20 protein-coding genes and 1 pseudogene are annotated in these 23,198 nt (G+C 63.5%); 8 read left to right on the forward strand and 13 right to left on the reverse strand.

Annotation, left to right across the window (positions count from 1 at the left end; genetic code table 11):
- Nucleotides 1–139 precede the first annotated feature (139 nt).
- From JQ597_RS30405 to JQ597_RS30415, 3 genes are all read left to right on the forward strand, one after another.
- Nucleotides 140–1,162: a zinc-dependent alcohol dehydrogenase gene (locus JQ597_RS30405; RefSeq protein WP_212269162.1), complete on the forward strand. Its 1,023-nt coding sequence runs from the start codon at nt 140–142 to the stop codon at nt 1,160–1,162.
- An 80-nt stretch (nt 1,163–1,242) separates the two neighbouring features.
- A complete protein-coding gene (locus tag JQ597_RS30410; RefSeq protein ID WP_312017345.1) occupies nt 1,243–2,220 on the forward strand; it encodes a sugar-binding transcriptional regulator in 978 nt (325 codons plus the stop codon).
- Nucleotides 2,217–3,818 (forward strand): FGGY-family carbohydrate kinase, encoded by a 1,602-nt coding sequence (locus tag JQ597_RS30415; protein WP_212269163.1) that lies wholly within the window; start codon nt 2,217–2,219, stop codon nt 3,816–3,818. The genes JQ597_RS30410 and JQ597_RS30415 overlap by 4 nt, the downstream gene beginning before the upstream one ends.
- Before the next feature lie 18 nt (nt 3,819–3,836).
- Here JQ597_RS30415 and JQ597_RS30420 read toward each other — a convergent pair whose 3' ends face one another.
- Nucleotides 3,837–4,691, reverse strand: a complete 855-nt coding sequence (locus JQ597_RS30420) for an amidohydrolase family protein (protein ID WP_249148327.1) — start codon at nt 4,689–4,691, stop codon at nt 3,837–3,839.
- A complete protein-coding gene (locus JQ597_RS30425) occupies nt 4,691–5,728 on the reverse strand; it encodes an aldo/keto reductase (protein WP_502754704.1) in 1,038 nt (345 codons plus the stop codon). Before JQ597_RS30425 ends, JQ597_RS30420 begins: the two co-directional genes overlap by 1 nt.
- A 738-nt stretch (nt 5,729–6,466) precedes the next feature.
- Between JQ597_RS30425 and JQ597_RS30430 the strand changes: the two genes are divergently transcribed.
- Nucleotides 6,467–7,342 carry an alpha/beta hydrolase gene (locus JQ597_RS30430; RefSeq protein WP_212269193.1) on the forward strand — a complete coding sequence of 292 codons (876 nt, stop codon included), beginning with the start codon at nt 6,467–6,469 and terminating at the stop codon, nt 7,340–7,342.
- Here JQ597_RS30430 and JQ597_RS30435 read toward each other — a convergent pair.
- The 10 genes from JQ597_RS30435 to JQ597_RS30480 all read right to left on the reverse strand — a co-directional run bounded on the left by JQ597_RS30435 (nt 7,339) and on the right by JQ597_RS30480 (nt 18,132).
- Nucleotides 7,339–7,680 (reverse strand): Rieske (2Fe-2S) protein, encoded by a 342-nt coding sequence (locus JQ597_RS30435; protein WP_249148328.1) that lies wholly within the window; start codon nt 7,678–7,680, stop codon nt 7,339–7,341. The genes JQ597_RS30430 and JQ597_RS30435 overlap by 4 nt on opposite strands.
- A gap of 19 nt (nt 7,681–7,699) precedes the next feature.
- Complete coding sequence (locus JQ597_RS30440; RefSeq protein WP_212269164.1) at nt 7,700–8,404, reverse strand: ABC transporter ATP-binding protein; 705 nt, start codon at nt 8,402–8,404, stop codon at nt 7,700–7,702.
- Entirely contained in the window at nt 8,397–9,179 is a 783-nt protein-coding gene (locus JQ597_RS30445) for an ABC transporter ATP-binding protein (protein WP_212269165.1), read from the reverse strand. Before JQ597_RS30445 ends, JQ597_RS30440 begins: the two co-directional genes overlap by 8 nt.
- Nucleotides 9,179–10,225, reverse strand: a complete 1,047-nt coding sequence (locus JQ597_RS30450; protein WP_212269166.1) for a branched-chain amino acid ABC transporter permease — start codon at nt 10,223–10,225, stop codon at nt 9,179–9,181. Before JQ597_RS30450 ends, JQ597_RS30445 begins: the two co-directional genes overlap by 1 nt.
- Nucleotides 10,222–11,094: a branched-chain amino acid ABC transporter permease gene (locus JQ597_RS30455; protein WP_212269167.1), complete on the reverse strand. Its 873-nt coding sequence runs from the start codon at nt 11,092–11,094 to the stop codon at nt 10,222–10,224. The genes JQ597_RS30450 and JQ597_RS30455 overlap by 4 nt, the downstream gene beginning before the upstream one ends.
- A gap of 72 nt (nt 11,095–11,166) precedes the next feature.
- Nucleotides 11,167–12,321: an ABC transporter substrate-binding protein gene (locus JQ597_RS30460; protein ID WP_212269168.1), complete on the reverse strand. Its 1,155-nt coding sequence runs from the start codon at nt 12,319–12,321 to the stop codon at nt 11,167–11,169.
- Nucleotides 12,322–12,399: 78 nt separating this feature from the next.
- Entirely contained in the window at nt 12,400–13,605 is a 1,206-nt protein-coding gene (locus tag JQ597_RS30465) for a xanthine dehydrogenase family Fe-S subunit (protein ID WP_212269169.1), read from the reverse strand.
- Nucleotides 13,602–14,438: an FAD binding domain-containing protein gene (locus tag JQ597_RS30470; protein ID WP_212269170.1), complete on the reverse strand. Its 837-nt coding sequence runs from the start codon at nt 14,436–14,438 to the stop codon at nt 13,602–13,604. The genes JQ597_RS30465 and JQ597_RS30470 overlap by 4 nt, the downstream gene beginning before the upstream one ends.
- Entirely contained in the window at nt 14,435–16,837 is a 2,403-nt protein-coding gene (locus JQ597_RS30475) for a xanthine dehydrogenase family protein molybdopterin-binding subunit (RefSeq protein WP_212269194.1), read from the reverse strand. The genes JQ597_RS30470 and JQ597_RS30475 overlap by 4 nt, the downstream gene beginning before the upstream one ends.
- Before the next feature lie 17 nt (nt 16,838–16,854).
- On the reverse strand, nt 16,855–18,132 hold the full coding sequence (locus JQ597_RS30480) for an amidohydrolase/deacetylase family metallohydrolase (protein WP_212269171.1): 1,278 nt from the start codon (nt 18,130–18,132) through the stop codon (nt 16,855–16,857).
- A gap of 338 nt (nt 18,133–18,470) precedes the next feature.
- On the opposite strand from JQ597_RS30480, the gene JQ597_RS30485 reads away from it, so the two are divergent.
- From JQ597_RS30485 to JQ597_RS30500, 4 genes and pseudogenes are all read left to right on the forward strand, one after another.
- Nucleotides 18,471–18,791: a MarR family winged helix-turn-helix transcriptional regulator gene (locus tag JQ597_RS30485; RefSeq protein WP_312012324.1), complete on the forward strand. Its 321-nt coding sequence runs from the start codon at nt 18,471–18,473 to the stop codon at nt 18,789–18,791.
- 205 nt (nt 18,792–18,996) lie between these two features.
- Nucleotides 18,997–19,581 (forward strand): annotated as a pseudogene (locus JQ597_RS30490) (M20/M25/M40 family metallo-hydrolase); the annotation flags it as partial.
- Between the two features lie 29 nt (nt 19,582–19,610).
- Nucleotides 19,611–20,213, forward strand: coding sequence for a pyridoxamine 5'-phosphate oxidase family protein (locus JQ597_RS30495; protein ID WP_212269174.1), 603 nt, complete (start codon nt 19,611–19,613; stop codon nt 20,211–20,213).
- Nucleotides 20,214–20,333: 120 nt separating this feature from the next.
- The gene (locus JQ597_RS30500) at nt 20,334–21,839 is read left to right on the forward strand and encodes a helicase HerA domain-containing protein (RefSeq protein WP_212269175.1); all 1,506 of its coding nucleotides are present in this window, start codon (nt 20,334–20,336) and stop codon (nt 21,837–21,839) included.
- A gap of 48 nt (nt 21,840–21,887) precedes the next feature.
- On the opposite strand, the gene JQ597_RS30505 is transcribed toward JQ597_RS30500, so the two are convergent.
- Nucleotides 21,888–23,078 (reverse strand): CaiB/BaiF CoA transferase family protein, encoded by a 1,191-nt coding sequence (locus JQ597_RS30505; RefSeq protein WP_212269176.1) that lies wholly within the window; start codon nt 23,076–23,078, stop codon nt 21,888–21,890.
- Between the last annotated feature and the right edge of the window lie 120 nt (nt 23,079–23,198).

The raw sequence follows: 23,198 nt of genomic DNA on the forward strand, positions 1-23,198 counted from the left end.
ATTCGTAGAAACTGGACCTCTGTCAAAATACAAATGTTCTTTGCATTTTTCATATGTTGCATCCCATAGAATACGAATGTAAGAGAGCACAATAGGAATGTCCCACAAGGGGACCCGGTACAAGCCGGGTGCAGGGTTGATGAGCCGAGCTCTCTTCATCGACGGCGCCAACAAAGCGCGGGTAGCGCAGTTCAATCTGCGCGAGGGGCGCGAGGACGAAGTCCTGATGGATGTCGCCTCGGTCGGCGTCTGCGGCAGCGATCTGCATTATTTCAAGGACGGCGGTATCGGCAGCACGCTTATCAACGAACCCTTTGTCCCCGGGCATGAGTTCGGCGGCTATCTCTGTCAGGACGTCGAGGAACTCGGTCTCACGCGCGGCCAGCTCGTTGCCGTCGATCCAAACAAGGCATGCGGTCGGTGCGAATGGTGCCATGAGGGCCATCCCAACCTCTGCCCTAACGTTGAGTTCATTGGAGCTCCTCCCTTCGACGGCGCGATGACGGAGCGCATCTGGGCACCAAGATCGCAGCTCGTCGCGCTGCCGAATGGCTTCGACGCGCTGGATGCCGTCATGCTGGAGCCGCTCGGCGTCGCCATTCACGCCGTCGGGCTCGCCAAGCCGCGCATGCTCGAACGCGTGGCCGTGCTGGGCTGCGGCCCGATCGGCCTGCTCATCGTCCAGGTGTTGAAGGCTGCCGGCGCCGGTGAGGTTCTCGCCTGCGATCCGCTGCTGCACCGCCGCGCAATAGCCGAAAAGATCGGCGCCGATCGCGTCGGTGAAAGCGCCGCCGACATTGCCGAATGGTCCAAGGGCGGCTGCCCCCTTGTGCTGGAAGCGACAAATTCGCCGTTCGGCTTCCGCGACGCCGTAACCGCGACGCGCATCGGCGGGCGGATCGTGCTTGTCGGCATTCCCGACGGCGACATTTACACCTTGCCCGCCGCGGACGCCCGCCGCCGCGGCCTGAACATCAAGTTCGCGCGGCGGATGGGCGACGTCTATCCGCGCGCCATTGAGTTCCTCGCAGCGGGGAAGATCGACGTACGCTCGATCGTCACCCACCGCGTCGCGCTGGAGGAAGCGCCCGGCGTGTTCACGGCACTTGCCGAGAATGCGCCCGGCTACGTCAAGGTCCTCGTCGATCTGAAGGGGAGTTGAACCGACGCCGGAATGACACCTGGCCGCCACTAACAAATGGGAGCATCACGATGAAGCCGGCGTATGCGTGAGGTGAGGCCGTGAGCGACACACCCGACAGCGAAACGACGACAATGCGCATCAACGCCGAGGACCTGGCCGAAGCGCAAATCCAGGCTCGAGCCTGCTGGTATTACTATGTCGGCGCGATGACGCAGCAGGAGATTGCCGATCGCCTCGGGCTGACGCGGCTCAAGGTCAACAAGCTGCTCGGGCAGGCACGGCAGGATGGGCTCGTCAGCGTCGAGATCAAGCTGCCGCTCGCCAACTGCGTTGCGCTGGAAGAGAAGCTGAAGGCGCGCTTCGCGCTCGACGATGTTTCCGTGGTTCCTAGCCTGCCCGATCCCGATGCGCTGCAACAGGTGATCGGCGAAGCCGCGAGCACGATGCTTCATCCCCTGCTGAAGGATGGCATCGGCCTCGGCGTCGGCTGGGGGCGCACGCTCAGAGCCGCCGCGCGCACGCTCAAGCAGCGACGATTCGCCCGCAGCTGGGTGACTTCGCTGATGGGCGGCATGACGCGCGGCGCCGGCACCAACACGTTCGAGGTCGCGACCGAGTTTGCGCGCCTGATCGGCGCCGAATGCTACTACGTCGCGGCACCGATCTATTGCCCGTCGGTCGAGAGCCGGTCCACACTCCTGACGCATTACGGACTTGCGGACGTGATGCGCCGGGCTCGCGAAGGCCAGATCGCGCTGGTATCGTGCGGTGACCTGACACCACGCTCGCTGCTCGCAGCGACCCATATTGTGAATGAAGCGCTGGACGGACTGCGCAAGGCGGGCGCGGTCGGCGACCTGCTCGGAACGTATCTCGACGAATACGGCCGCCCGGTCGACCACCCTCTCAATTCCCGAGTCATGGCGCTGAGCCCGCAGGAGCTGAAGGCGTATCCGATCTCCATCCTGGCCTCGGGCGGGTTACCCAAGGCGCCGGTGATCCGCGGCATTCTGAACGCGCGCTATGTACGCTGCCTCGTCACGGACGAATCTGCGGCAGCGGCACTGCTGCAATGAGCCTGCTGCTCGCCATCGATGTCGGTACGTTGTCGGCGCGCGCCGGGCTGTTCGACGCGTCGGGCCGGCTGGTGAGCGCGCACAGTCATCCGTTCGAACTGCTGCGGCCCGCGGAAAACCACGCTGTTTATCGGATGGACGAAATCTGGGCCGCGGTATGTGCCGCCATCCGCGCCGCCATTGCCGATGCGCCGGGTGCGGCGGCTGCGATCGCGGGCGTCGCCGTCGACGCGACATCCTCGACCTATTTCGAGGCGAACGGCGAGCCGCCGCTGCAAGGCGATGCGGACGTGGTCTGCTGGATGGACCATCGCGGCGAGCGCGAGGCAGCGGAGATTGGAGCATCCGGCGACCATTATCTGGATCATGTCGGCGGCACGGTCTCGCCGGAGATGTATCTGCCCAAGATTCTCTGGGTAAAGCGGCACACGCCGGAGGCGTGGGCGCGCGTCACCGCCGTGCGCGACCTCTCGGACGAAGTCGCTCGCCGCATGACCGGCATCGATCGGCACTCCGTCTGCGGGCTTGCCTGCAAGTTTCCCTACCTGCCTGCCGACCCTGATCCGTGGCGCCGCGATCTGCTCGCTACGCTTGATCTCTCCGATCTGCTGCGGCGCGGCAAGCTCGCCGAGCCGCCGGGCCTGGTCGGCCAGGTTCACGGAACGGTATCCGCGGATGCGGCGAAGGCGCTCGGCATTGCGCCGGGAGCGCCGGTCGCGATCGGATTGATCGACGCGGAAGCAGGCGCTCTCGGTGTCGTGGGCCACGGATTTCGCGACAAGATGAACCGCACGCTGGCGCTGATCGGCGGCACCTCAAGCAGCTACATGTGCTGGGCGGAGGATAAGCGGCACATCTCCGGGGTCTGGGGTCCCTTCAAGGACGCGGTATTTCCCGGCTACTGGATGCACGAGGCCGGGATGAGCATTTCGGGCGCGGCGCTCGACGCCGTGCTGGACCAGCATCCCGCCAGCCCCGGCAAGGCGTCGGCGGCGCGACACGCGGAAACTGCGCGCGATATTCTCGCGCTGCTCGATCTCGAAGGCCCCGCCTTCGGCGCGCGGCGGCATATCGTCCCCGATTGGCTCGGCAACCGCGCGCCCCATGGCGACGGTGCGGTGCGCGCGCTCGTCAGCGGCATTGGCCTGGAGACGAGCTCACGCACCTTCCTCGAACATTACTACGCGACGGCCCGCGCGCTCGCGCTGCAAAGCCGTCATATCCTTGAGCATCTCAACACGCGTGGCTATGCGATCGACCGCGCCTGTCTCGCCGGCGGACACACCAGGAATCCGCTGATGGTACGCCTTTATCGTGATGCGCTTGGCGCAGACCTCGTCATCTCCCACTCGCCCGAACCGGTGCTGCTCGGCACCGCGATGGTCGCCTCCGTCGCGGCCGGGCTTTACCCGGATCTGTTTGCGGCGCTCGACGCGATGGCGCCGGAGCAGACGATCCACAAGGCCGACCCGATATGGGCGGCGGCGAACGATGCCGCCTATTCGACTTATCTCAAGCTGTTCGCCATCCGCAACGAAATCGAGGCCGAAGGTCGGCGACCGGCCGGCCGCCCCTCCGCGTCCGCAGGCGCATTCTGAACGCGATGTCTTTTCTCGTCAGCAACTGGCGTCAACATTCCGTCCCCGGCTTGAGAGATAGATGCGAGCCGCGTTACCGCCGAAGATAGCCGCCTTTTCGTCCGGTGACAGACCGGCGAGCAGGGTTTCGGCGGCGGCAATCCATTTTTCATAACCGCCCGCCAGATTGACCACCGGCCAGTCGCTTCCCCATAGCAGGCGATGTGGTCCGAAACACGCAACGACATGATCCACCGCTGTCCGCAGATCGGTAATCTGCCAATCCGGTGCGGCCTCCGTCACCAATCCCGATAGCTTGCAGACGATGTTGGGGCGTTCGGCGAGCAGCGCGACATCGCGATACCAATCTGCTGTCTCGCCGGTCGCAAGCCGGGGCTTGGCGCAATGGTCAAGCACGAACTGCAGATAGGGATGATCATCGACCAGCCGCAGCAGTCGCGGCAAATGGCGCGGCAGCACCAGCGCGTCGAACGCCAGGTTGTTTCGGGCCATCGCTGCCAATAGCGGCGCCAAGCCAGGGCGGAGCAGCCAATCGTCATCGGGCATGTCCTGCACCATCGGCCGCAACCCAACCAAGAGTTTGTGCATGGCGAGCGCATCAATGCGCGCCCCGCCGTCGGCTACGTCGAAGTCCGTCCAGCCGACCACACCCCGCACCACCTGTGCCTTCGCCGCGATGTCGAGAAGAAACATGGTCTCCGCCTCGGTCGGTGCCGCCTGCACCAGGATCGTCCCCCTGATGTTCGCGGCAGCGAGGTGCGGCGCCAGATCCGAAAGGGAAAAGTCGCGATGGATCGGCGCGAGCGCGGGAGTTAGCCAACCATAATCGCCACGCGCGAGAGACCACAGATGATGATGCGCATCGATTCGCATCAGCCGGCTACCGGCAGCGGAACGGGCGCTTCCGCAGCCAGCAGGCGCTCGGCCTTCAGATCGGCCCAAAGCACCGCTGGCACGTCGCAGGCCAGCGCGGCTACGTTGCGTTCGACCTCCTGCGGACTCTGGCCCCCCAGCACAACGCTCGTCACCGCCGGATGGCCCAGGGCAAAATGCAACGCCGCGGTTGGCAGGGCAACGCCATGCGCATCACAGATGCTTTCGATCCGAGCTACCCTTGCCAGGATCTCAGGTGGCGCATCCCTGTAATTGTATTTGGCACCGCTCACCGCGCCGGTTGCCAGAATACCTGAATTGAATACGCCGCCGAGCAACACACCGATCCCCTGTTGTTGCGCAAGCGGCAGAAACTTTGTCAGCGCCGGCTGCTCCAGCAGGGAATAGCGCCCCGCGAGCAGCATGGTATCGAATGAACCGGCTTGCGCGAAACGCACGCACATCTCGGCCTCGTTCACGCCGATCCCGATGCCCGCAACAACGCCCTCTGCGCGAAGCCGGTCCAGCGCCACGTACGCGCCAGTCATGGCCTCGCGAAACCGCTCGTCGATCGCGTCGACGCCATGAGTCCAAACGTCGACGTCATGGATCAGCAACAGGTCCAGCCGGTCGACCCCTAGCCGCAACAGCGACTGTTCCACCGAACGCATCGTGCCGTCATAGGAATAATCAACCACTGCCTGGTGCGGCAGCCCTCCTACAAAACCGGAACGGTCGCCTCGACCGCGAAACGGATCCGTCCAGCGACCGACTTTGGTGCAAACGACGATGTCCTGGCGCGGCACGCGCCTGATTGCGGCGCCGCAACGATGTTCGGCAAGGCCGTTGCCATAGAGCGGAGAAGTGTCGAGGAGATTGATGCCCAGCTCGAATGCACGTTTCACCGTATCAATGGCCGTGCCGTCATCCAGTTGCACATAGAGATCACCAAGCGGCGCGGTTCCGAATCCCAGAACCGAAACCTGAAGCCGCGTCCCACCAAGAGCACGGCGCGGCACCGCAAATACTGGTTTCATATTGACCGGTTCTCTTCGGCCCATCGCCCAGTCGCGGCGATGCGCCCTTACCTTGCTTGCCATTGGAGAAGTCCGCTGGCTGTGAACCCTCGCGATATTGCCAGCCGCGGCCGCCGTTCAATGGGACCGCCCTGGCTAGATGCTGCTTTTGCCACCGAAAAACCTGGAGCGGAAGTCAATCCGACCGTACCAAGCGGCAATCGCTTCCGATGTTCGGCCGTGCACGAAAGCGGTACCGACTGACCGACAGGCCGGATTCGACGTGGACCCGTGCGGCGCGATCGCAATGTCTCTCGGTGTGCCGGACCGGCAGCGGGGAACACACACCCGACGACACATCGAAATGCGAGGCTGCTGACGCTGGTTGTCGCTGGATTTTCTTTGATCTCCCGGTACAGGCATCGTGCACACGTCCGCCTTCTAACCACTCGAGAAGATTAACTCTCGCTCCAATCCATCATGGGGGCGACGGAAAGCGATAGCCTCGCCATTTCAGTAGCTTATCTTGCTTTCTCAATGGAGATGAACAGCGGACGTGCGCGCCCAAAATAGACCAAATTGCCCACGTTCGTACCCGGTTGACCTCTCGGAGCACGGGACCCGTAATCCGCGCGTCATTTTGGGTGGGACGTAGAGCAGTCGGTTGGATTATCTGCACGATCGTAATCAGCGAGCTTGGCAAGTTCGGTTGCTGGGACCGGCCGCGCGAATATACTGACCGGGGAGAAAGCGTCGGCAATGGGAATAATTTGTGTGAATGATACGAGAGTGACGAACGACGGGTCTTCAGATCCCCGGCTGAACTGGGCCACGCTTTCGCAAGCCGAGCGCGACGCAGCCTATGACAACAATGCAGCGGTAAAGAACAGCGCGGCGCTGATCGCTGAACGAAACCAGGCTTCCGAAGCGCTGCGCGCCAGCCGCAAATCGGTTCTGGATGTGCCCTATGGCGACCGCGAAAGGACGAAGATCGATCTCTATCCGGCGACCGACGGGACAGCCCCCTGCCTGGTGTTCCTGCACGGCGGCTACTGGCAGCGCAACGCACGCGACGTATTTGCCATGCTCGTCGAAGGCGTCGCGGCGCATGGCTGGTCGGTTGCCATCCCCGGCTACTCGCTGGCGCCCGACGCATCGTTGACCCTGATCGTGGCGGAGATATCCCAGTCGCTCGATTGGCTGGCGCAAAACGGAGCGGCATACGGCATCTCCGGTCCCGTTATCCTCTCGGGCTGGTCGGCCGGCGCCCACCTCGTCGCCATGGCGCTCGATCACCCGCGCGTCGCTGCAGGATTGGCGATTTCGGGCGTGTACGATCTTGCGCCAATCCGCGACACCGGGCTAAACAACGCGCTGAAGCTGACCGACCAGGAAGTGGCACAATTGTCGCCGCTTCGGCTGCCAGCTGTCCACAAACGGCTCGATATCGCCTACGGTACCGCCGAACTGCCGGCGCTGGTTTTCGATTCAATCCAGCTTCACGAAGCACGCGTGGCCGCAGGCGCGCCAGGTAGGCTGGTCCCGATCGAAGGTGCAGACCATTTCAGCATCCTCGGCGAGCTGCGTCGTCCTGACGGCGCGCTTGTGGATATCGCCCGAAAGCTCGTCGGTTAGGTTGCCGGCGATCTGATCGCCCCGGCGTCGATCCAGACCTGATCGTCTCCGATCCGGACAGGGTAGATCCGCAATGGCCGGCTCGACCAGCCGTAGGAAATCTGGCCATTGCGCAGATCGAACGAGGCCGCGTGACGGGGGCAGCACAAGCGTCCTCCGGACAGGCGCCCGAGACTGAGGTCGGCCTGTTCGTGCGGGCACATTCGTTCGCAGGCCACCACGCGACCTTCGTTCCAGACCAGGATCAGATCGACGCCGGTCACACGGGCACAGACGATCGTTTGTGAAATCAACCGGCTGAGGCCGCAGACCGGCATCCATTTTTCGTCGCCTGACAAGGCCGTCGTTTGGTTCTGCTCATCCGCCAAGATAAGCCTTTCGCACGTGCTCGTTCTCGATCATCTCTGCGCCAGGCCCGGAGAGAACGATACGGCCGCCTTCCAGCAAATAGGCGTGGTCGCACATTTCGAGCGCCGCAAACGCGTTCTGCTCCACCAGCAGAACCGTCGTTCCGGCATCGCGGATGCCGCGGATGATCGCAAAAGTCCGCTCGACGATGTTGGGCGCCAGTCCAAGGGAAGGCTCGTCGAACATGATCAGCCGCGGCCGCGACATCAGCGCCCGGCCGATCGCCAGCATTTGCTGCTCACCGCCCGACAAGGTACCGGCAGCCTGCCGCTTGCGGTCGGCAAGCCGCGGAAACTCGCCATAGATCCGGTCGCGGTCCGCCGCGATCTCGGCAGAGCCGGTGCGCAGATAGGCGCCCATGTCGAGATTTTCCTCGACCGTCATATGCGGAAATACGCGCCGCCCTTCCGGACAATGCGCGATTCCTGCGGCCACCACGCGCGGCGGCTTGGCACCCGCAATGTCCTTGCCTTCGAACAGCATCGACCCCGAACGCGGCGCAACCAGTCCGGAGATCGCGCGCAGCGTCGTGCTCTTGCCAGCGCCGTTGGCGCCGATCAGGGCGACGAGCTGCCCGGCCTTGACCTCCAGCGAAATGCCGCGCAGCGCCGTGACGCCGCCATAGCCACAGACCATGTCCCGGATCTCAAGCACGCGCCGCTCCCTGGCCGAGATAGGCTTCGATGACGGCCGCATTGTTCCGGATCATTTCGGGCGGGCCTTCGGCGATGATCCGGCCGTAGTTCAGCACCACGATGCGGTCCGAGACGCTCATCACCATCGGCATGTCGTGCTCGACAAGCAGGATGGTGACACCGCGATCCCTGATGTTACGGATCAGTTGCACGAAGGTGTGGGTTTCCGAGGCGTTCATGCCGGAGACCGGTTCATCGAGCAGCAGCATCGACGGTTCGGCCGCCAACGCCAGCGCCACGCCGACAAGCCGCTGTTCGCCGTAGGACAGCGACCCTGCAAGATCGTTGGCGCGGCGTTCAAGGCCCACCCGTTCGATCAATTCGCTGGCGCGTTCGCGCAAACGGCGCTGGGAAGACCGCGCGCGCGGCAGGCCCAGAATGGCTTCGAGAAGGCCAACCCTGCCCTGGCGATGCAGCCCGACCAGCAAATTGTCGTAAACCGTGTCGTTCGGGAAGACACTGGTGCGCTGGAACGTGCGGATCAATCCAAGATCGGCGATCTGATGCGGCTTCAGACCGTTGAGAGCGGTTCCGCGATAGCTCACGGCGCCATGGGTTGGATCCAGAAAGCCCGTGACAACGTTGAACGCCGTGGTCTTGCCGGCGCCGTTGGGCCCGATCAGGCTGACGATCTCGCCTTCGCCGACCGTAAAATTCATGTCCGAGAGTGCGACGAGCCCACCAAAACTCACGGCGACTTGCTCGACTTTCAATGCCGTCGCCGGAGCCGCCATCACGCATGCTCCTTGGCGTCGCGCTTTACGAAGGCAACCGGTGCCACCGCTTCGACCCGGCTCCGCCGTTTCGCAAATCGCTGCGCCAGCGATGGCACGATGCCGCGCGGCAATACAAACAGGATCACGATCAGAACGCCGCCATAGGCGATCCATTGTGCCTCCGGCGCCATGATCGGACGCAGGAACACCGGCAACAGTCCGAAGATCATGCCGCCAACGACAGGACCGGCCAGCGAGCCCTTGCCGCCGGTGATGACCATGATCACCATCGTCACGGTATTGATGAATGCGAACACCTCGGGATCGATAATGCGGATGTAGTGCGCATAGAGGCTGCCCGCCGCTCCGGCGATCCCCGCCGAGATCACTGCCGCCAGCGTGAGCGTTTTCGTCACGTCGATGCCGACAGACACCGCCAGCGTTTCGTTTTCCATCAGCCCGCGCATCGCGCGGCCGAAATGTGAATGGACCAGGCGCGAGATCAGCACATAGGCGATAACCGCGACAGCAAGCACGAGGTAGTAATTCTGCAACTTGGTGCGGAGGGTAAGATCTCCAAGACCCGGCATTCCGATCGTGATCGAGGGAATATTGGTCAGCGCCAGCGGTCCCTGCGTCAGCTCGACCCAGTTGAGGGCCACCAGCCGGACCACTTCGGCGAAGGAAATCGTCACAATCACGAAATATGCGCCGCGAACACGAAACGATAGCAGCCCCACCAGATACCCGCACAAGCCGGCGACGACGATCGCGAGCACAAAGCCGATGATCGGAGGCCAGGGTTCGTGAACAATACGGAAGCCGAAGGGCAAGCCGGCGTCGAAACCAAGCGACGTCAGGGCACTGACGTAAGCGCCAATACCGAAGAACGCGATGTGGCCGAGGCTGAGCTGGCCGGTGAAACCGAGCAGCAGATTGAGGCTCATCGCGCCGATGATGAAGATACCGGTCGTGATCAACGCGTTCATCAGGTACGGATCGCGTAACCACAGCGGCACGGATGCGAACGCGACGACCGTCAGAATAGCGACCACTGTTCTCATCCGACGCGCTCCGAGCGCGCGAAAAGTCCGGTCGGCTTGAAGATCAGAACCGCAATGATGATCAGGAAGCCCATCGCATCGCGATATCCCGACGAAACGTAGCCGGCGCCCAGCTCTTCCGCCAAGGCCAGGATGAAACCACCAATCACCGCGCCGGTGATGTTGCCGAGCCCGCCAAGGATGACGATCGCGAACGCCTTGACGGCGGCGAGATCGCCCATTTGCGGGAAAATCACGTAGACCGGACCCAGCAGCGCACCGGCCGCGGCCGCCAGGCTCGAACCGATCGCGAAGGTCGAGGTGTAGATCATGTCGACATTGACGCCCATCAGCGAAGCGGTGTCATGATCCTGAAACGTCGCCCGCATTGCGCAGCCGAGTTTTGTCCTGTTGATCAGGAGATAGGTGACGACGATCAGCATGGCTGCTGCGGCGAGCACGAACAGCCGAAGCCAGGACACGGAGACCGGACCGAGCACCAGCGGCGCCTCGGGAAACGGCGTCGTCACCGATTTCGCCACACCGCCCCATATCCACAGGGCGCCGGACTGCATCGCGATCCAGGCGCCGATCATGACAAGCATGGTGGTGTCGATATCGGAGCCGCGCAGCGGCCGCAGCAATATCAGCTCGATCGCCGCGCCAAGCAGCCAGCCGGCCACCACGGCGAGCGGCAGCGCCAGGAAGAAGTTAACCCCGAGCTGATGCACCACGATGAACATGATGTAGGCGCCGAACGTATAAAGCACCCCATGCGTGAAGTTCACGACGTTCATGATGCCGAAGATCAACGTCAGTCCGATACCCAGCAGGGCATAGGTGCCGCCAAGGACCAGCATGTTGATCAGATGTTGCAGAAACTCGCTCAAGGTGGCTCCCAATTATCCGACGCAGCAAGGTCCGCGGGTTCGCCGCGGCCCTTGCCGGTCAGCAATTTGACGTCAAAGTGTCTTCATGCCGATCTTGCCGTCGGTGATTTCGATCAGATAGACGTTGGGCTGGCTCTGGCCGCTTTCCTTGCCAGCCGGGCCGGATTTCCGGAACACGATGTCGCCGTTCAGGCCCTTGATGTTGATGTCCCACATAGCCGCCTTGATCGCCGCGGGCTCCGCCTTGCCCGCCTTCTCGATTGCGGCTGCCACCGTGCGAATGCCGTCATAGCCGCGAAAACTCTCGGTGCAGCCGGCGAAGTCGAACCCGCGCTTTTTCCATTCGGCGATGAAGTAGTTGGTCGCCTCCGGATTCGGCGTCTTGTCGGGGAACCAGGGCAGGAAGGTCGTCAGGTGCATGGTGCCGTTGGCGGCGGCTCCTGCCTGAGCGATGATCTGATCCGGATTCTGTGAGCCGCCAGTGGTGATGATGCGCTTCTTGAGCCCCAGCGCCGCGGCCTGCTTGAAGATCAGCGTCAGTTGGTCCACCGCCGTCGTCACGATGATGGTTTCGGAATCGGTGCCCTTGAGCTTGGAAAGCTGCGCGCTCATATCCTGCGCGCCCTGGTCCATCGTCTCGACGACGCCGACCGTGATCCCCTTTTCCTTCATCATCTTGCTGAAATCCTCGGCAGTGCCGCGTCCCCAGTCGTTGTTGATGATGAGGAAATCGACCTTCTGCAGTTCGAGTTTGTCGACGATCCCCTTGAAGGCGGCAGCCTCGATCGCCGACGGCGGCGAGATACGGAAGACATAGGGATTCCCCGTCGTGGTGATCTTGCCCGACGATGAGGTCTCAACCACCATCGGCACCTCGTACTCCATCAATTTGGGCATCACGGCCAGCGTCAGGCTCGAGCCCCACGCCCCCATCAGGACCGGCACTTTGTCGCTGGTGATCAGTTTTTCGGCGACGGCGGCCGCTTCCGTCGGATTGCTTTTGTTGTCCTCGATGACGAGTTCGATCTTCTTGCCGAGAATGCCGCCCTTGGCGTTGATCTCGTCGGCAGCGATCTTGGCGCCGTTGACGACATAGGTACCGGAAGCAGCGAATGCGCCTGTGAGCGGTTCATTCACCCCGATCTTGATGGTTTGGGCATCGGCGGCGCCACCCAGCAAAGCAGCCGCCAGCGCAATCGCTGGAACAAGTCTGAACGTCCATGTCATATGATTCTCCAATCTGCCGCTGTTAATCCATCCGCAGTCCAAAACTCGCCGCTCCGCACTGTGCGCAACGTCGATCCTTCATGCCGCTCCGTCCTTGTTGGACGAGAAACGACCAAACCAGCGCGCAACCCGCTCGCGCAAAAGACTGAAACCCAGCGTCATTCCGTTCAGGTCGGCCGCAACGGCATCTGCCGGCAAGGTGCCCGACAGCCGGCGGTCGAGATTGCCGGCAAATTCCGCGATCAGTCGCGCCGCGAGATCACGCACCAGCCCTGGCCTTCCGACCTGCGCCAGCATTCCCGTCAGCGTGTATCCGATGGAAAGATCGACTCGCGTCCCCTGTTCGGAAGGCACCAGCCGATAACGAATTTCGCCTTGAGTCGAAGACCGGCTGCGCCGGTCGTTGCCGATGCCGACGATGCGGCCGGACATATCGCCCGGGCTGCGTTCGACACGCGCTGCGCCCGAGAACGTCGCGGCGATCGGGCCGATCCTGACCCGGATTTCACCTTCGACACGCTCCGGCTTCGGTGGCGCCGTCAACGACGCGCCGGCAAGGCAAGCTGCGACAGCCGCGATGTCGCCGAACATCGCAAACACCCGTTCGGGCGGATGCGCGACGCTGAACTGCTGCTCGAGGACAGTGGCGGGGATGAAGTCCGGAATCGAATCGACCGAACTGGATCCCCCGGGCGAGGTTTGTTCGGTTTCGACCGACCGCATGCGTTCAGCGAGATCGGTACCGCGATCCAGGCTTCGGCCCGAGCCGACGGGCCCGAGGATCTTCCGTCCTCCTCCCGGTTCGGGTGGAATGTTGCGTACACGTCGCGCCTCGATCACGGATTGGACCGCCCGCACGATGCCGACATAGCCGGTGCAGCGGCACAGATTGCCGCTCAAGCCCACACGGATCAGGCGCTCGTCGGCTTGCGGCAACCGCAGCACGAGATCGCGCGCGGAGACCAGCATTCCCGGCGTGCAATAGCCGCATTGCAGCGCATGCTCGCGGGTGAAGGCCGAGCGAAGCTCTGACGTAACATCGTCCTCATCGAGGCCTTCGATCGTGGTGACCTCTGCCCCTTCGCAGGCAGCGGCATAGGTGATGCACGAGCGCGCCGGCATGCCGTCGAGCAGCACCGTGCACGCGCCGCAGACGCCGTGTTCGCAACCGAGATGCGTCCCGGTCAGGTCGAGCTTTTCGCGGACGAAATCCGCAAGGTTGGTACGAGGCTCTGCGAGAGCCTGCACTGCGCGCCGGTTCACGGAAAGTGCGATCATGTTCATGCGGCGGCCTCGCGGACCGCGCGCTTCAGGACATTCACGTGAATATGGCGATGTGCCGCGTTGGCGACGCCTGCCTTCACCAGCAGGAGATCAGCCACACGCCCCTCGAAGCGCTCCTTGTAGTCGCCGGCAATGCGCCCGCCGAACAATTCCGTCGCATTCGTGATGACGATCGGCGCAGCATCGATCGCGCCGATGACGACGCGGGCGGTTGCGACGCTCGGATCGATCAGGACCGCGCCGATCGCATGCGCGAACTCGCCCGTCTTGCGGCAACTCTTGACGTATCCCCAATGCGCCGATGCCGGCCTCGACGGAACATGGATCGTCTCCACGATCTCACCAACCCGCAGCGCCGATTCCAGCGCGCCGACGATGAACTCCTCCATCGTGACCGTACGGGCGCCAGCAAGGCTTCGCAGCGTCAGTTTCGCGCCCAGCGCCGAGAGCGCGGAAACCCAGTCTGCCGCAGGATCGGCATGGCTGAGGGATCCGCCAACCGTGCCGCGATTTCGAACCGCGCGGTAGGCGATGTTACCGGCAACGCCCTGCATGGCGCCACGCGTAACATCGGGAACGCGTCCATCCTCGATGTCAGCGTGGGTGACACAGGCCCCGAGCACGAGTTCGTCGCCGCGGCGCTCGACCTGCTTGAGCTCGTCAAGCCCGGAGATGTCGACGATCATCTGCGGCTCCACGAGCCGCAGATTGAGCATCGGACCCAGCGATTGGCCACCGGCGATGATCTTGGTGGAAACTTCGGCCCCGCCCAACAGGGCGAGTGCCGCCTGCAGATCGCGCGGGCGTTCATAGCCGAAGGAAGCCGGTTTCATGCCGCCGGCCTTTCTGCGTCGCGCGCCGCCAGAATCGCCTCGACGACTCGGTAAGGCGTAACGGGTGATTGCATCAGTTCGGCACCAAGCGGCCGCAGTGCATCGTTAAGGGCGTTGACGATCGCAGCGGGCGGAGCGATCGCACCACCCTCGCCGATTCCCTTCACACCGAACTGCGTATAGGGCGACGGCGTCTCCATATGATCGAGACGCGCCGCAGGCACTTCGGTCGGACCGGGCAACAGATAATCCGCTAACGTCGTCGCCAGCGGCTGCCCCGCCGCATCGAACGGCATCTCCTCGTACAGCGCGGTGCCGATGCCCTGGGCCAAGCCGCCATAGATCTGGCCGTCCACCACCATCGGATTGACGAGAACGCCGCCGTCCTCGACCATGACGTAATCGAGGATTTCGATCTCGCCGAGATCGGGATCGACCGCGACCACCGCGGCATGCGCGGCATAGCTGAAAGTTCCGGAATCGCGCTGCGGCTTGTAGCCGGATGTGACCTCAAGCCCGCCCGCATCGACATCGGGCGGCAGATCCTGCGGACGGCGATACCAGGTGTGCGCGATTTCCTTCAAGGTAACGCTACCGTTGACGCCCTGAACCTCGCCGTTCTGCAGCACCACCGCCGCTGGATCATGCTGCAGCAGCTTGGCGCCGATGCGTTTGGCGCGCTCTCCCAATTCGCGGCACGCGGTTGCGACCGCGCCGCCTGCCATCACCATCGAACGCGAGCCCCAGGTGCCAGTGGAGTACGGCGTCATCGCGGTGTCGCCAAGGATGATGCGCACCCTCGCGACATCGACGCCCAGCATCTCGTGCGCGACCTGGGCGAGCGTCGTCTCCATGCCCTGCCCATGCGAATGCACGCCGACCCGCAGTTCGAGGCCACCGTCCGGCGTTAGCCGCGCGGACGCCTGCTCGTGACCGGGCACCATCGGAATGCCCCAGCCGGCATAGACCGACGTCCCGTGCGCGGCCTGTTCGCAATAGATGGAAACGCCGACGCCGATCAGGCGGCCGTCGGCTTCGCCCTTGCGCTGACGTGCGCGCACGCCCTCGACGTCGATAGACGCCAGGGCGCGGCGCATCGCTTCGGGATAATCGCCGCTGTCGAAGTGCTTTTTGGTGATGTTGTCGAACGGCATCTGCTCGGGCCGCACCAGATTGCGCAGGCGCACTTCGCCGGGCTCCAGCCCCGCCTCCGCCGCGACCAGATCGAGCATCAGCTCCAGCGCGAAACAAACGCCGGTGCGGGCCACGCCGCGATAAGGCAGGATCGGACATTTGTTGGTGGCGACCGAAAAGGTTCGGCAGCGATAGGCCGGCATCAAATAAGGGCCAGGCAGGATGCTGGCGACTTGCGCCGCCTCAAGGCACGCCGAGAACGGATAGGAGGAGTAAGCGCCGGAATCGACGGTCGCTTCGCAATCGATGCCGCGCAGCCGCCCGTCGCGATCGGCATAGACGGTGATCTTGTAATGGTGTTCGCGGCAGTTGGAGCTGGCAGTGAGATGTTCGCGGCGATCCTCCGTCCAGCGCACCGGATGGCCACAACGCATCGTCAGCCACGAAAGGCAGACTTCTTCCGGCAGCAGGATTCCCTTGTGCCCGAAGCCACCGCCGACATCTGGCGAAATGACGCGAATTTGGCCCTGCTCCATGCCGAGACATTCGGCCAGACCGCTGCGCGTGATATGCGGCATCTGGGCGGCGGAATAGAGCGTGAGTTGATCGAGGCGATGATCGAAGGTCGCGACGACGCCGCGCCCCTCGAGTGGCGACATGCACTGCCGCGCGGTCGATATCTCCCGCGACACCTTAATCGGCGCATCTAGTGCGGACGAGATGTCCACTTCGAAGTTGGTTTCGAGGAAGACGTTGTCGCCCCAATGCTCATGTACCAGGGCCGAACCCGGTTCCCGCGCCTTGCGCATGTCATAGACGGCGGGAAGCTGCTCGAGATCAAGCATCACCGCCGCCGCAATGTCTTCGGCTTCGGCACGCGTCGGAGCGACGCACATCGCAACCAGTTCGCCGACCTGACGCACCTTGCCGGCGGCGAGTACCGGTTGCTCCGAGATCTTGAAGCCCGGCAGCGCTGACACGGCACGGATCGGATTGACGCCGACCAGATCGGCCGCGGTGAAGACGCTGGCGCGATGCTGCTCCGGCACCCGTACTCCTCGGATCCGCGCATGCGCCAAAGGACTGCGCACAAACGCAACATCCTGGAGCCCGGCGAGACGAATGTCAGCCACAAACCGCCCGCGGCCACGCATCAGGCGGTCGTCTTCCTTGCGCGGCAGCCGCGCGCCGACGCCTTGTCCGGCGCCCGCACCGTCCGCGGAGGGAAAATCGCGCTCATTGCGCACTGTGGCGTTCTCCTCGATCGGCTGACGCTGCCTCGTTACGCCGCAACCGCCTGAGGCAGAATTGGCGCGATCGCGTCATATCGCGTACCGGCACGTAGACAGAACGCGGGCTGCAGCAGGCGTTCGGCGATGACTTCGTTCTTCTCGTTGTCAGAAAGGACAAATCGTCCGGTACGCTGTCCAATGACCGAGACGTCCGCATCCCTGCCGACCTTGAGGGCTCCGATTTCGTCAGCACGGCCGAGCATCTTGGCCGGGCTCGAGGTGACCATCGGCACAATCTGTTCGAGCGTGAGGCCGAGCGCCATCATCGAGCTCATCGCCTGGACCAGGCTGAACTTGGCCTGACCCGCAAACGGATGATTCTCGTCATCCTCGTGCTGGTCCGGCGTGCCGGCAGGCTGAGGCACGTGGGTATTGTAGCCGTGAATGTCCGCTCCGAGCGTCGTCGGAATAATGCCGGCGGCAATCGCCTTCTTGGCGAGACGATAGGAGAAGTGGCTGCCGTGACCGACATCGACCTTCAAGCCGCGATCCAGCGCCGCCTCGATCACGGGATGCACTTCACCCTCACGGTTGACGAAACCGCCGGGATGGCGCGTAAACGGATGCGCCAGCACGTCGCCCTCGCGCAGCAAGGGGATTACGCGCTCCAGAATGGTGTCGACGTCTTCGCCGTTGGTGCCGCTCTCGGGCAGGCCCCAAAGCTGACCGAAATGCACATAGACCGGCAGATCGGCGCGGCGCCCGATCTCGGACGCCATCTCGATGACGCGAATGCCCCAGCGCGCGAAACCACCGATCTCGGCATGAGCCTTGATGCCGCGAACGATGTCGAGATTGGACGTGGCCGACTTCACCGTGGCGTCGATGTCGACGCCATCGGGGCTGTAGAGCTTGGGATAGTAATGACCCTCGAGCCCGCCCACCAGATAGGCCGACAGGAACGCATAAACGCGCGACTTCGCCGGCTCGGCGACGAAGTGCCGGAAGCCCGGCAACGTCATGCATGACGGACCACCCTGATCGACCAACGTCGTCACGCCGGACTGCACGCCCACCATATCGGCATTCATGCCGAAGCGGCCGGTGACGTATTGATAGACATGTGCGTGCGTGTCGATGAGACCCGGCAATACCAGCTTGCCGGTCACGTCGATCACCTCTCTGGCGCTGGTCGGCAGGATATCGGGCTGCACGGCCGCGATCTTGCCACTGCGAATGGCGACGTCCCGGATGCCATCGATGCCTGAGGCCGGGCAGATCACCCGGCCGCCGCGCAGAAGCTGGTCGAAGCTGGCGCTGATAGACATAGCGATCTCCTGTGTTTCGGCCGGCGGAGTTCATCCCCGCTCTCCTGTCGAGATACGAAGCATACTTCGTATTTTACAAAAGCAAAGCGCATGCCATGATTAATCATGGCGCCGGCGCTCGAATCGGATAACCCGCGCCGGGTGCCGGGGGCTGGGAGAGTGCGTTGCAAAAAGCAAAAAGGCGTCGCGTCGAGACCAGACACCGACCGTGGCCGTTGTCACAGCGACCGGGATTTCTGATCCGGCGGCTGCATCAGATCCATGTCGCCCTGTTCCAGGAAGCGTGCGGCGAGTTCGAGATCACACCGCTGCAATACAGCCTGCTTTCGGCGCTTGCGGTGCGGAAAACCGCCGATCAGACCACATTGGCGGCCGATATCGCGCTGGATCGGACGACGACGACCGGAGCGCTGAAGCGACTGGCGGCCCGCAATTTTGTCGAGCGAGCCATTAATGACGAAGACCGCCGCGCCCGGCTCTGCAAATTGACCCCGGCGGGAACGACGCTCCTGGCAAAAATCGAGGCCTCGGCCCGGGCCGCACACCGCGCCACACTCGACAATTTGAGTGAACGGGAGCAAGTCGCATTCGTCGAGATGATGCAGCGTATCGTGGCGGCACACTCCGATCATGACAGCGCCTCTGCCATATTCGATTGAGCGTCACGGCGTCATCTGCTGACTTTCTAGTTTGATCTGCATAATTTGTAGTCACCTTAGACCGTCGCGAGCCTCATTACGCCCCGTTGGCCGCGGGCCACAAGGACAGCCGGCGCAAGAAGCAGCAGAGCACCTTCAAGCCTCGCCAATGAAAAGATCGCGCAGGTCGCGATCAATCCCCATCCCACTTCCGCCATTCGATGGGCTCGCCGCTTATCACCTGATCCAGGCCCTCGAAGGACTGGAGGCCGAGTGGAACGAGCGCGCCAGGAGCCATCGCTTTTTCGGCAAGGTCAAGCATCCGCTCAATTTCAATCCCGGCATCATCAAGAGCGGCGACTGGGCCTCGAGCGTTCCGGCCTGGTGCGACGTCGATTGCCGTATCGGCATCCTGCCCGGCTGGACGATCGCCGATTGCCAGGCCGAGATCGTCGCCTGCGTCGCGAAGGCCGCCAGGACCCATCCGTTCCTTGCCGATAACGCGCCTGAGGTCGTCTGGTCGGGCTTCCTGTCGCCGGGTTATGAGGTGACCGGCGCGCAGGACAGCGAGGCGGTGCTATCAGCGGCGTATGAGGCCGTGTTCGGTGGCCCGCTCGAGGACGCCTGTTTCACCGGCCTCACCGACACACGCTTCTACGGGCTCGATTACGATGTCCCCGCATTCTGCTTCGGCGCCAGGATGGAAAACGCGCACGGTTTCGACGAGCGGGTAGAACTCGAATCCGTGAAGAAGGTCACCAAGACGCTGGCGCTGTTCATCGCGGGTTGGTGCGGTGTCGAGGTGACGTAAAAACGCAACAAGACAGGAGGAGGTCTGCCATGGAGAGCAACGGCGCGGGCGGCAAGCCCTTGGTCCGGACGCCAGAAGATCTGCGTGCGCATTTCGGGCAGCTAAGCCCGCTCGCCGAGAAGAAGGTCCTGTACCATCTCGACAAGTTCTGTCGCGAATTCATCGCGCTCTCCCCGTTCCTGGTCCTCGCATCGAGCGATGGCAAGGGCAACGCCGACGCGAGCCCGCGCGGTGACGCGCCGGGCTTCGTCGCGGTGCTCGACGACAAATCGCTGCTGATCCCGGACCGCCGCGGCAACAACCGGGTCGACACGTTCGGCAACATCCTGGCCTCGCCAGGTATCGGCCTGATTTTCCTGGTGCCGGGCATCAAGGAAACGCTGCGCATCAACGGCAAGGCGGAGATCACCCAGGATCCGGCCCTGCTGACGCCGCTGGCGGTGCAAAACGTCGTGCCGATCATCGGGCTCAAGGTCCATGTCGATGAATGCTATTTCCATTGCGGCAAGGCGCTGATGCGCTCGAAATTGTGGGATCCCAAGGCCCAGGTCGAACGCTACAGTTTATTGGGTTTCGCGTTGTCCAGAGCGACATCGAATCGCGTGGGCCACGATGACGGTCTTTTCCAATAGTGCACGACCATGCCAGCGTTCGACCAGCCGTGGAGAACGTGAGCAACCGGCCAATGGGCGCTCGACGGGCTGCGGTCGGGTTGTTAAGCCCGCCTCCGCAGGGAGACTTTGAGTCGAGACATGACCGTTGCGATCGAGATGGGCCACACAACGGCAGGCGCCCCGGCTAACCTGGACCTTGAGGAACTGCTGGCGACGCGCCTGCTGGTGCAGGGCAATTCCGGCTCGGGCAAATCCCATCTGCTGCGCCGGTTGCTGGAACAGAGCGCCCCCTGGGTGCAGCAGACCATCATCGACCCCGAAGGCGACTTTGTTGCGCTTGCCGACCGTTTCGGCCACCTCCTGATCGATGCCCAGGACCATACCGAGCGGGGCCTGCAGGTCGCCGGCGAGCGAGCGCGCATACATCGCGTCTCCACGGTGCTCAATCTCGAGGGGCTCGACGCCGAGAACCAGATGCGGCGCGCCGCCGCCTTCCTCGGCGGGCTTTTCGAGGCCGCCCGCGACCACTGGTATCCGATGCTGGTGGTGGTGGATGAGGCGCAGCTGTTCGCGCCGGCCGTCGCCGGCGAGGTTTCGGACGAGGCGCGCAAACTCTCGCTCGGCGCCATGACGAACCTGATGTGCCGTGGCCGCAAACGCGGGCTTGCGGGAATCATCGCCACCCAGCGACTGGCAAAACTCGCCAAGAACGTCGCGGCCGAGGCGTCCAATTTCCTCATGGGGCGAACCTTTCTGGATATCGACATGGCGCGCGCTGCTGACCTGCTGGGCATGGAGCGGCGACAGGCAGAGGCCTTCCGGGATCTGGAGCGCGGCCAATTCATGGCGCTGGGGCCGGCCCTGTCCCGCCGTCCGCTGGGGCTGCGCATTGGTCCGACGGATACAACGCCGCGCAACGCGACCCCGCGCCTGATGCCTCTGCCGGAAGCGACACCGGACGCACGCGCCATCATCCTGGCAGCACCGCCGCCCGAGCATAATCGGCCCCAGCGCCGGTCGCCACCCGACCTCCTCGGCCAGCTCATGGCGGCGAAGTCAGCGGCGCTGGAGATCCGTCCCGAATCGGTGGAGCAGCCGCTTAGCGCCGAGGCACTGGCGGAGCGGCATGAGCGCGTGGACCGCATTCTGCGCGCCGTCATGGCCGAACCCGACGCCGGGTTCCGTGCCATCGGCGTCCTCTATCAGGAGTTCGTTGTCCGCTGCCGAATAGAGGGCCTCGGTTCGGCTGTGCCGGACCTGGGTGACTTCCGTCGCATGCTGACGCGCGCCCGCGCCGGGCTCGGCTCCGATATGGCTGACGATGACGGCTGGGAGGATGTCTCGGTCCGCGCCTCCCTTCTGCCGGAGGATATGCAGGGCGTCTTCATGATGATCGCCCGCGCCGCGAAGGAAGGTTGGCCCTGCCCGGGTGATGCAGCGATTGCCCGCGCCTATGGCTCGCATTCGTTGCGCCGTGCACGGCGTCTGCTGACCTACATCGAGGAGCAGGGCCTCATCGTTTGCCAGCTCGACGGTGCAGGTCGGCGGATTGTGACGCTCGTCGAACTGGCCTGGGCGACGGCACCGGGCGACCCCAATGCCGAGGAACTGCCGGCGGAGCAAGGCTGCAGCCCGGCTCTATGATGTGACGGTCAAGCGCACACTCAGAAGATACCAAACCGTGGTGATCACTTAAATCACGCCGGAGACCCGTAAATCTTCGATCTCTTCGCTGCTTAGTTCGAGCAGACCTTTGTAGATATCCTCGTTTTGGGCACCCAGACCCGCGCCAAGCCAGCGGATCTCACCGGGCGTTTCCGACAGCCGTGGTACGACGCCGGGAACCGCGATCTCGCCGGCGCGCGAGTCCGTCATTTGGATGTTACCCCGGGCGCGGTATTGCGGGTCTTCGAAAATATCCGCGATGCTGAAGATCAGACTGGCCGGCACGCCTCCCTTCGAACAAAGCGCAAGGACGCTGTCGAGGTCGCGCGAGGCGACCCATTCGGCGACGATGCGGTTGACCTCGTCGCGGGCCGCCAGCCGCAGCGTCTGTGGACCATATCGTTCCGCCGAGGCCAGTTCCGGTTGCCCCATCGCTTCCGCGAGCCGCGCGAACATCTGATCACTGGTGCAGGCGATCGCGATCCATTTGCCGTCCTCGGTCTGGTAGTGGCTGTGCGGGCAGACATTGACCGCGTCCGCGCCCATCCGCTCGCGCACATAGCCGAACTTCTGATAGGCAGGCGCGATCTCGTCGAGCACGCGAAACACCGATTCGTACAGGGCGAGATCGACGCATTGCCCCTCGCCGGTAGCCTCGCGGGCCCGCAGCGCAACCAGTGCGCCGATGGCGCCGTACATGCCCGACATGTAATCGGCCAGCGAGGTCGATCCTGGAACAACGGGAATACCGCCGGGCTCGCCGGCAAGATAGGTCAGGCCGGAAAACGCGTGCGCGATGCGGGCAAAGCCCGGCTGCGTCCGCATCGGTCCATCCTGCCCGTAGGCCGAGATGCGCACCAGGATCGCACCGGGATTGATCTTCTTGAGTTCCTCATAGCCGAGTCCCCATTTTTCCAAGGTGCCGGGCCGAAAATTCTCGACGATGATGTCGCATTTCGCGGCGAGGCGCTTCAGCAGTTCCCGCCCGCGCTCGGTCCCGAGATTCAGCGTGACGCATTTCTTGTTGCGGGCTTCGGAGAGCCAAACCAGCGTATCGCCGCATTCGGTATTGGTTCCAAGACGCCGAAGCGAGTCGCCGGTCTTTGGTGGCTCGATCTTGATAACCTCGGCACCGAATTCACCGAGAATGGTGGCGCAATGCGGCCCCGCGATGAACGTGCCGAGGTCGAGGACCCGGATCCCCTCAAGTGCGCTCACGGCTTTCCCCCGATGCTGGCTGCCCGATCGAGCAGTTTCCTGGCCAACTTGATGTGCATGAGAGCGGTCATCTCACCGCTCTTGGTCCTTGAGCGCCCCGCGCCCTTCGCGTTCGGCCGC

It is taken from the genome of Bradyrhizobium sp. AUGA SZCCT0177, from assembly GCF_018130125.1.
In the GTDB taxonomy this organism is placed as follows: Bacteria; Pseudomonadota; Alphaproteobacteria; order Rhizobiales; family Xanthobacteraceae; genus Bradyrhizobium.

Excerpts from the sequence above, each read along its gene's own strand:
- JQ597_RS30405 (WP_212269162.1), top strand. The coding sequence starts at position 140 with ATGAGCCGAGCTCTCTTCATCGACGGCGCCAACAAAGCGCGGGTAGCG.
- JQ597_RS30415 (WP_212269163.1), top strand. The coding sequence starts at position 2,217 with ATGAGCCTGCTGCTCGCCATCGATGTCGGTACGTTGTCGGCGCGCGCC.
- JQ597_RS30420 (WP_249148327.1), bottom strand. The coding sequence starts at position 4,691 with ATGCGAATCGATGCGCATCATCATCTGTGGTCTCTCGCGCGTGGCGAT.
- JQ597_RS30425 (WP_502754704.1), bottom strand. The coding sequence starts at position 5,728 with ATGAAACCAGTATTTGCGGTGCCGCGCCGTGCTCTTGGTGGGACGCGG.
- JQ597_RS30430 (WP_212269193.1), top strand. The coding sequence starts at position 6,467 with ATGGGAATAATTTGTGTGAATGATACGAGAGTGACGAACGACGGGTCT.
- JQ597_RS30445 (WP_212269165.1), bottom strand. The coding sequence starts at position 9,179 with ATGGCGGCTCCGGCGACGGCATTGAAAGTCGAGCAAGTCGCCGTGAGT.
- JQ597_RS30450 (WP_212269166.1), bottom strand. The coding sequence starts at position 10,225 with ATGAGAACAGTGGTCGCTATTCTGACGGTCGTCGCGTTCGCATCCGTG.
- JQ597_RS30460 (WP_212269168.1), bottom strand. The coding sequence starts at position 12,321 with ATGACATGGACGTTCAGACTTGTTCCAGCGATTGCGCTGGCGGCTGCT.
- JQ597_RS30465 (WP_212269169.1), bottom strand. The coding sequence starts at position 13,605 with ATGAACATGATCGCACTTTCCGTGAACCGGCGCGCAGTGCAGGCTCTC.
- JQ597_RS30470 (WP_212269170.1), bottom strand. The coding sequence starts at position 14,438 with ATGAAACCGGCTTCCTTCGGCTATGAACGCCCGCGCGATCTGCAGGCG.
- JQ597_RS30480 (WP_212269171.1), bottom strand. The coding sequence starts at position 18,132 with ATGTCTATCAGCGCCAGCTTCGACCAGCTTCTGCGCGGCGGCCGGGTG.
- JQ597_RS30495 (WP_212269174.1), top strand. The coding sequence starts at position 19,611 with ATGGAGAGCAACGGCGCGGGCGGCAAGCCCTTGGTCCGGACGCCAGAA.
- JQ597_RS30500 (WP_212269175.1), top strand. The coding sequence starts at position 20,334 with ATGACCGTTGCGATCGAGATGGGCCACACAACGGCAGGCGCCCCGGCT.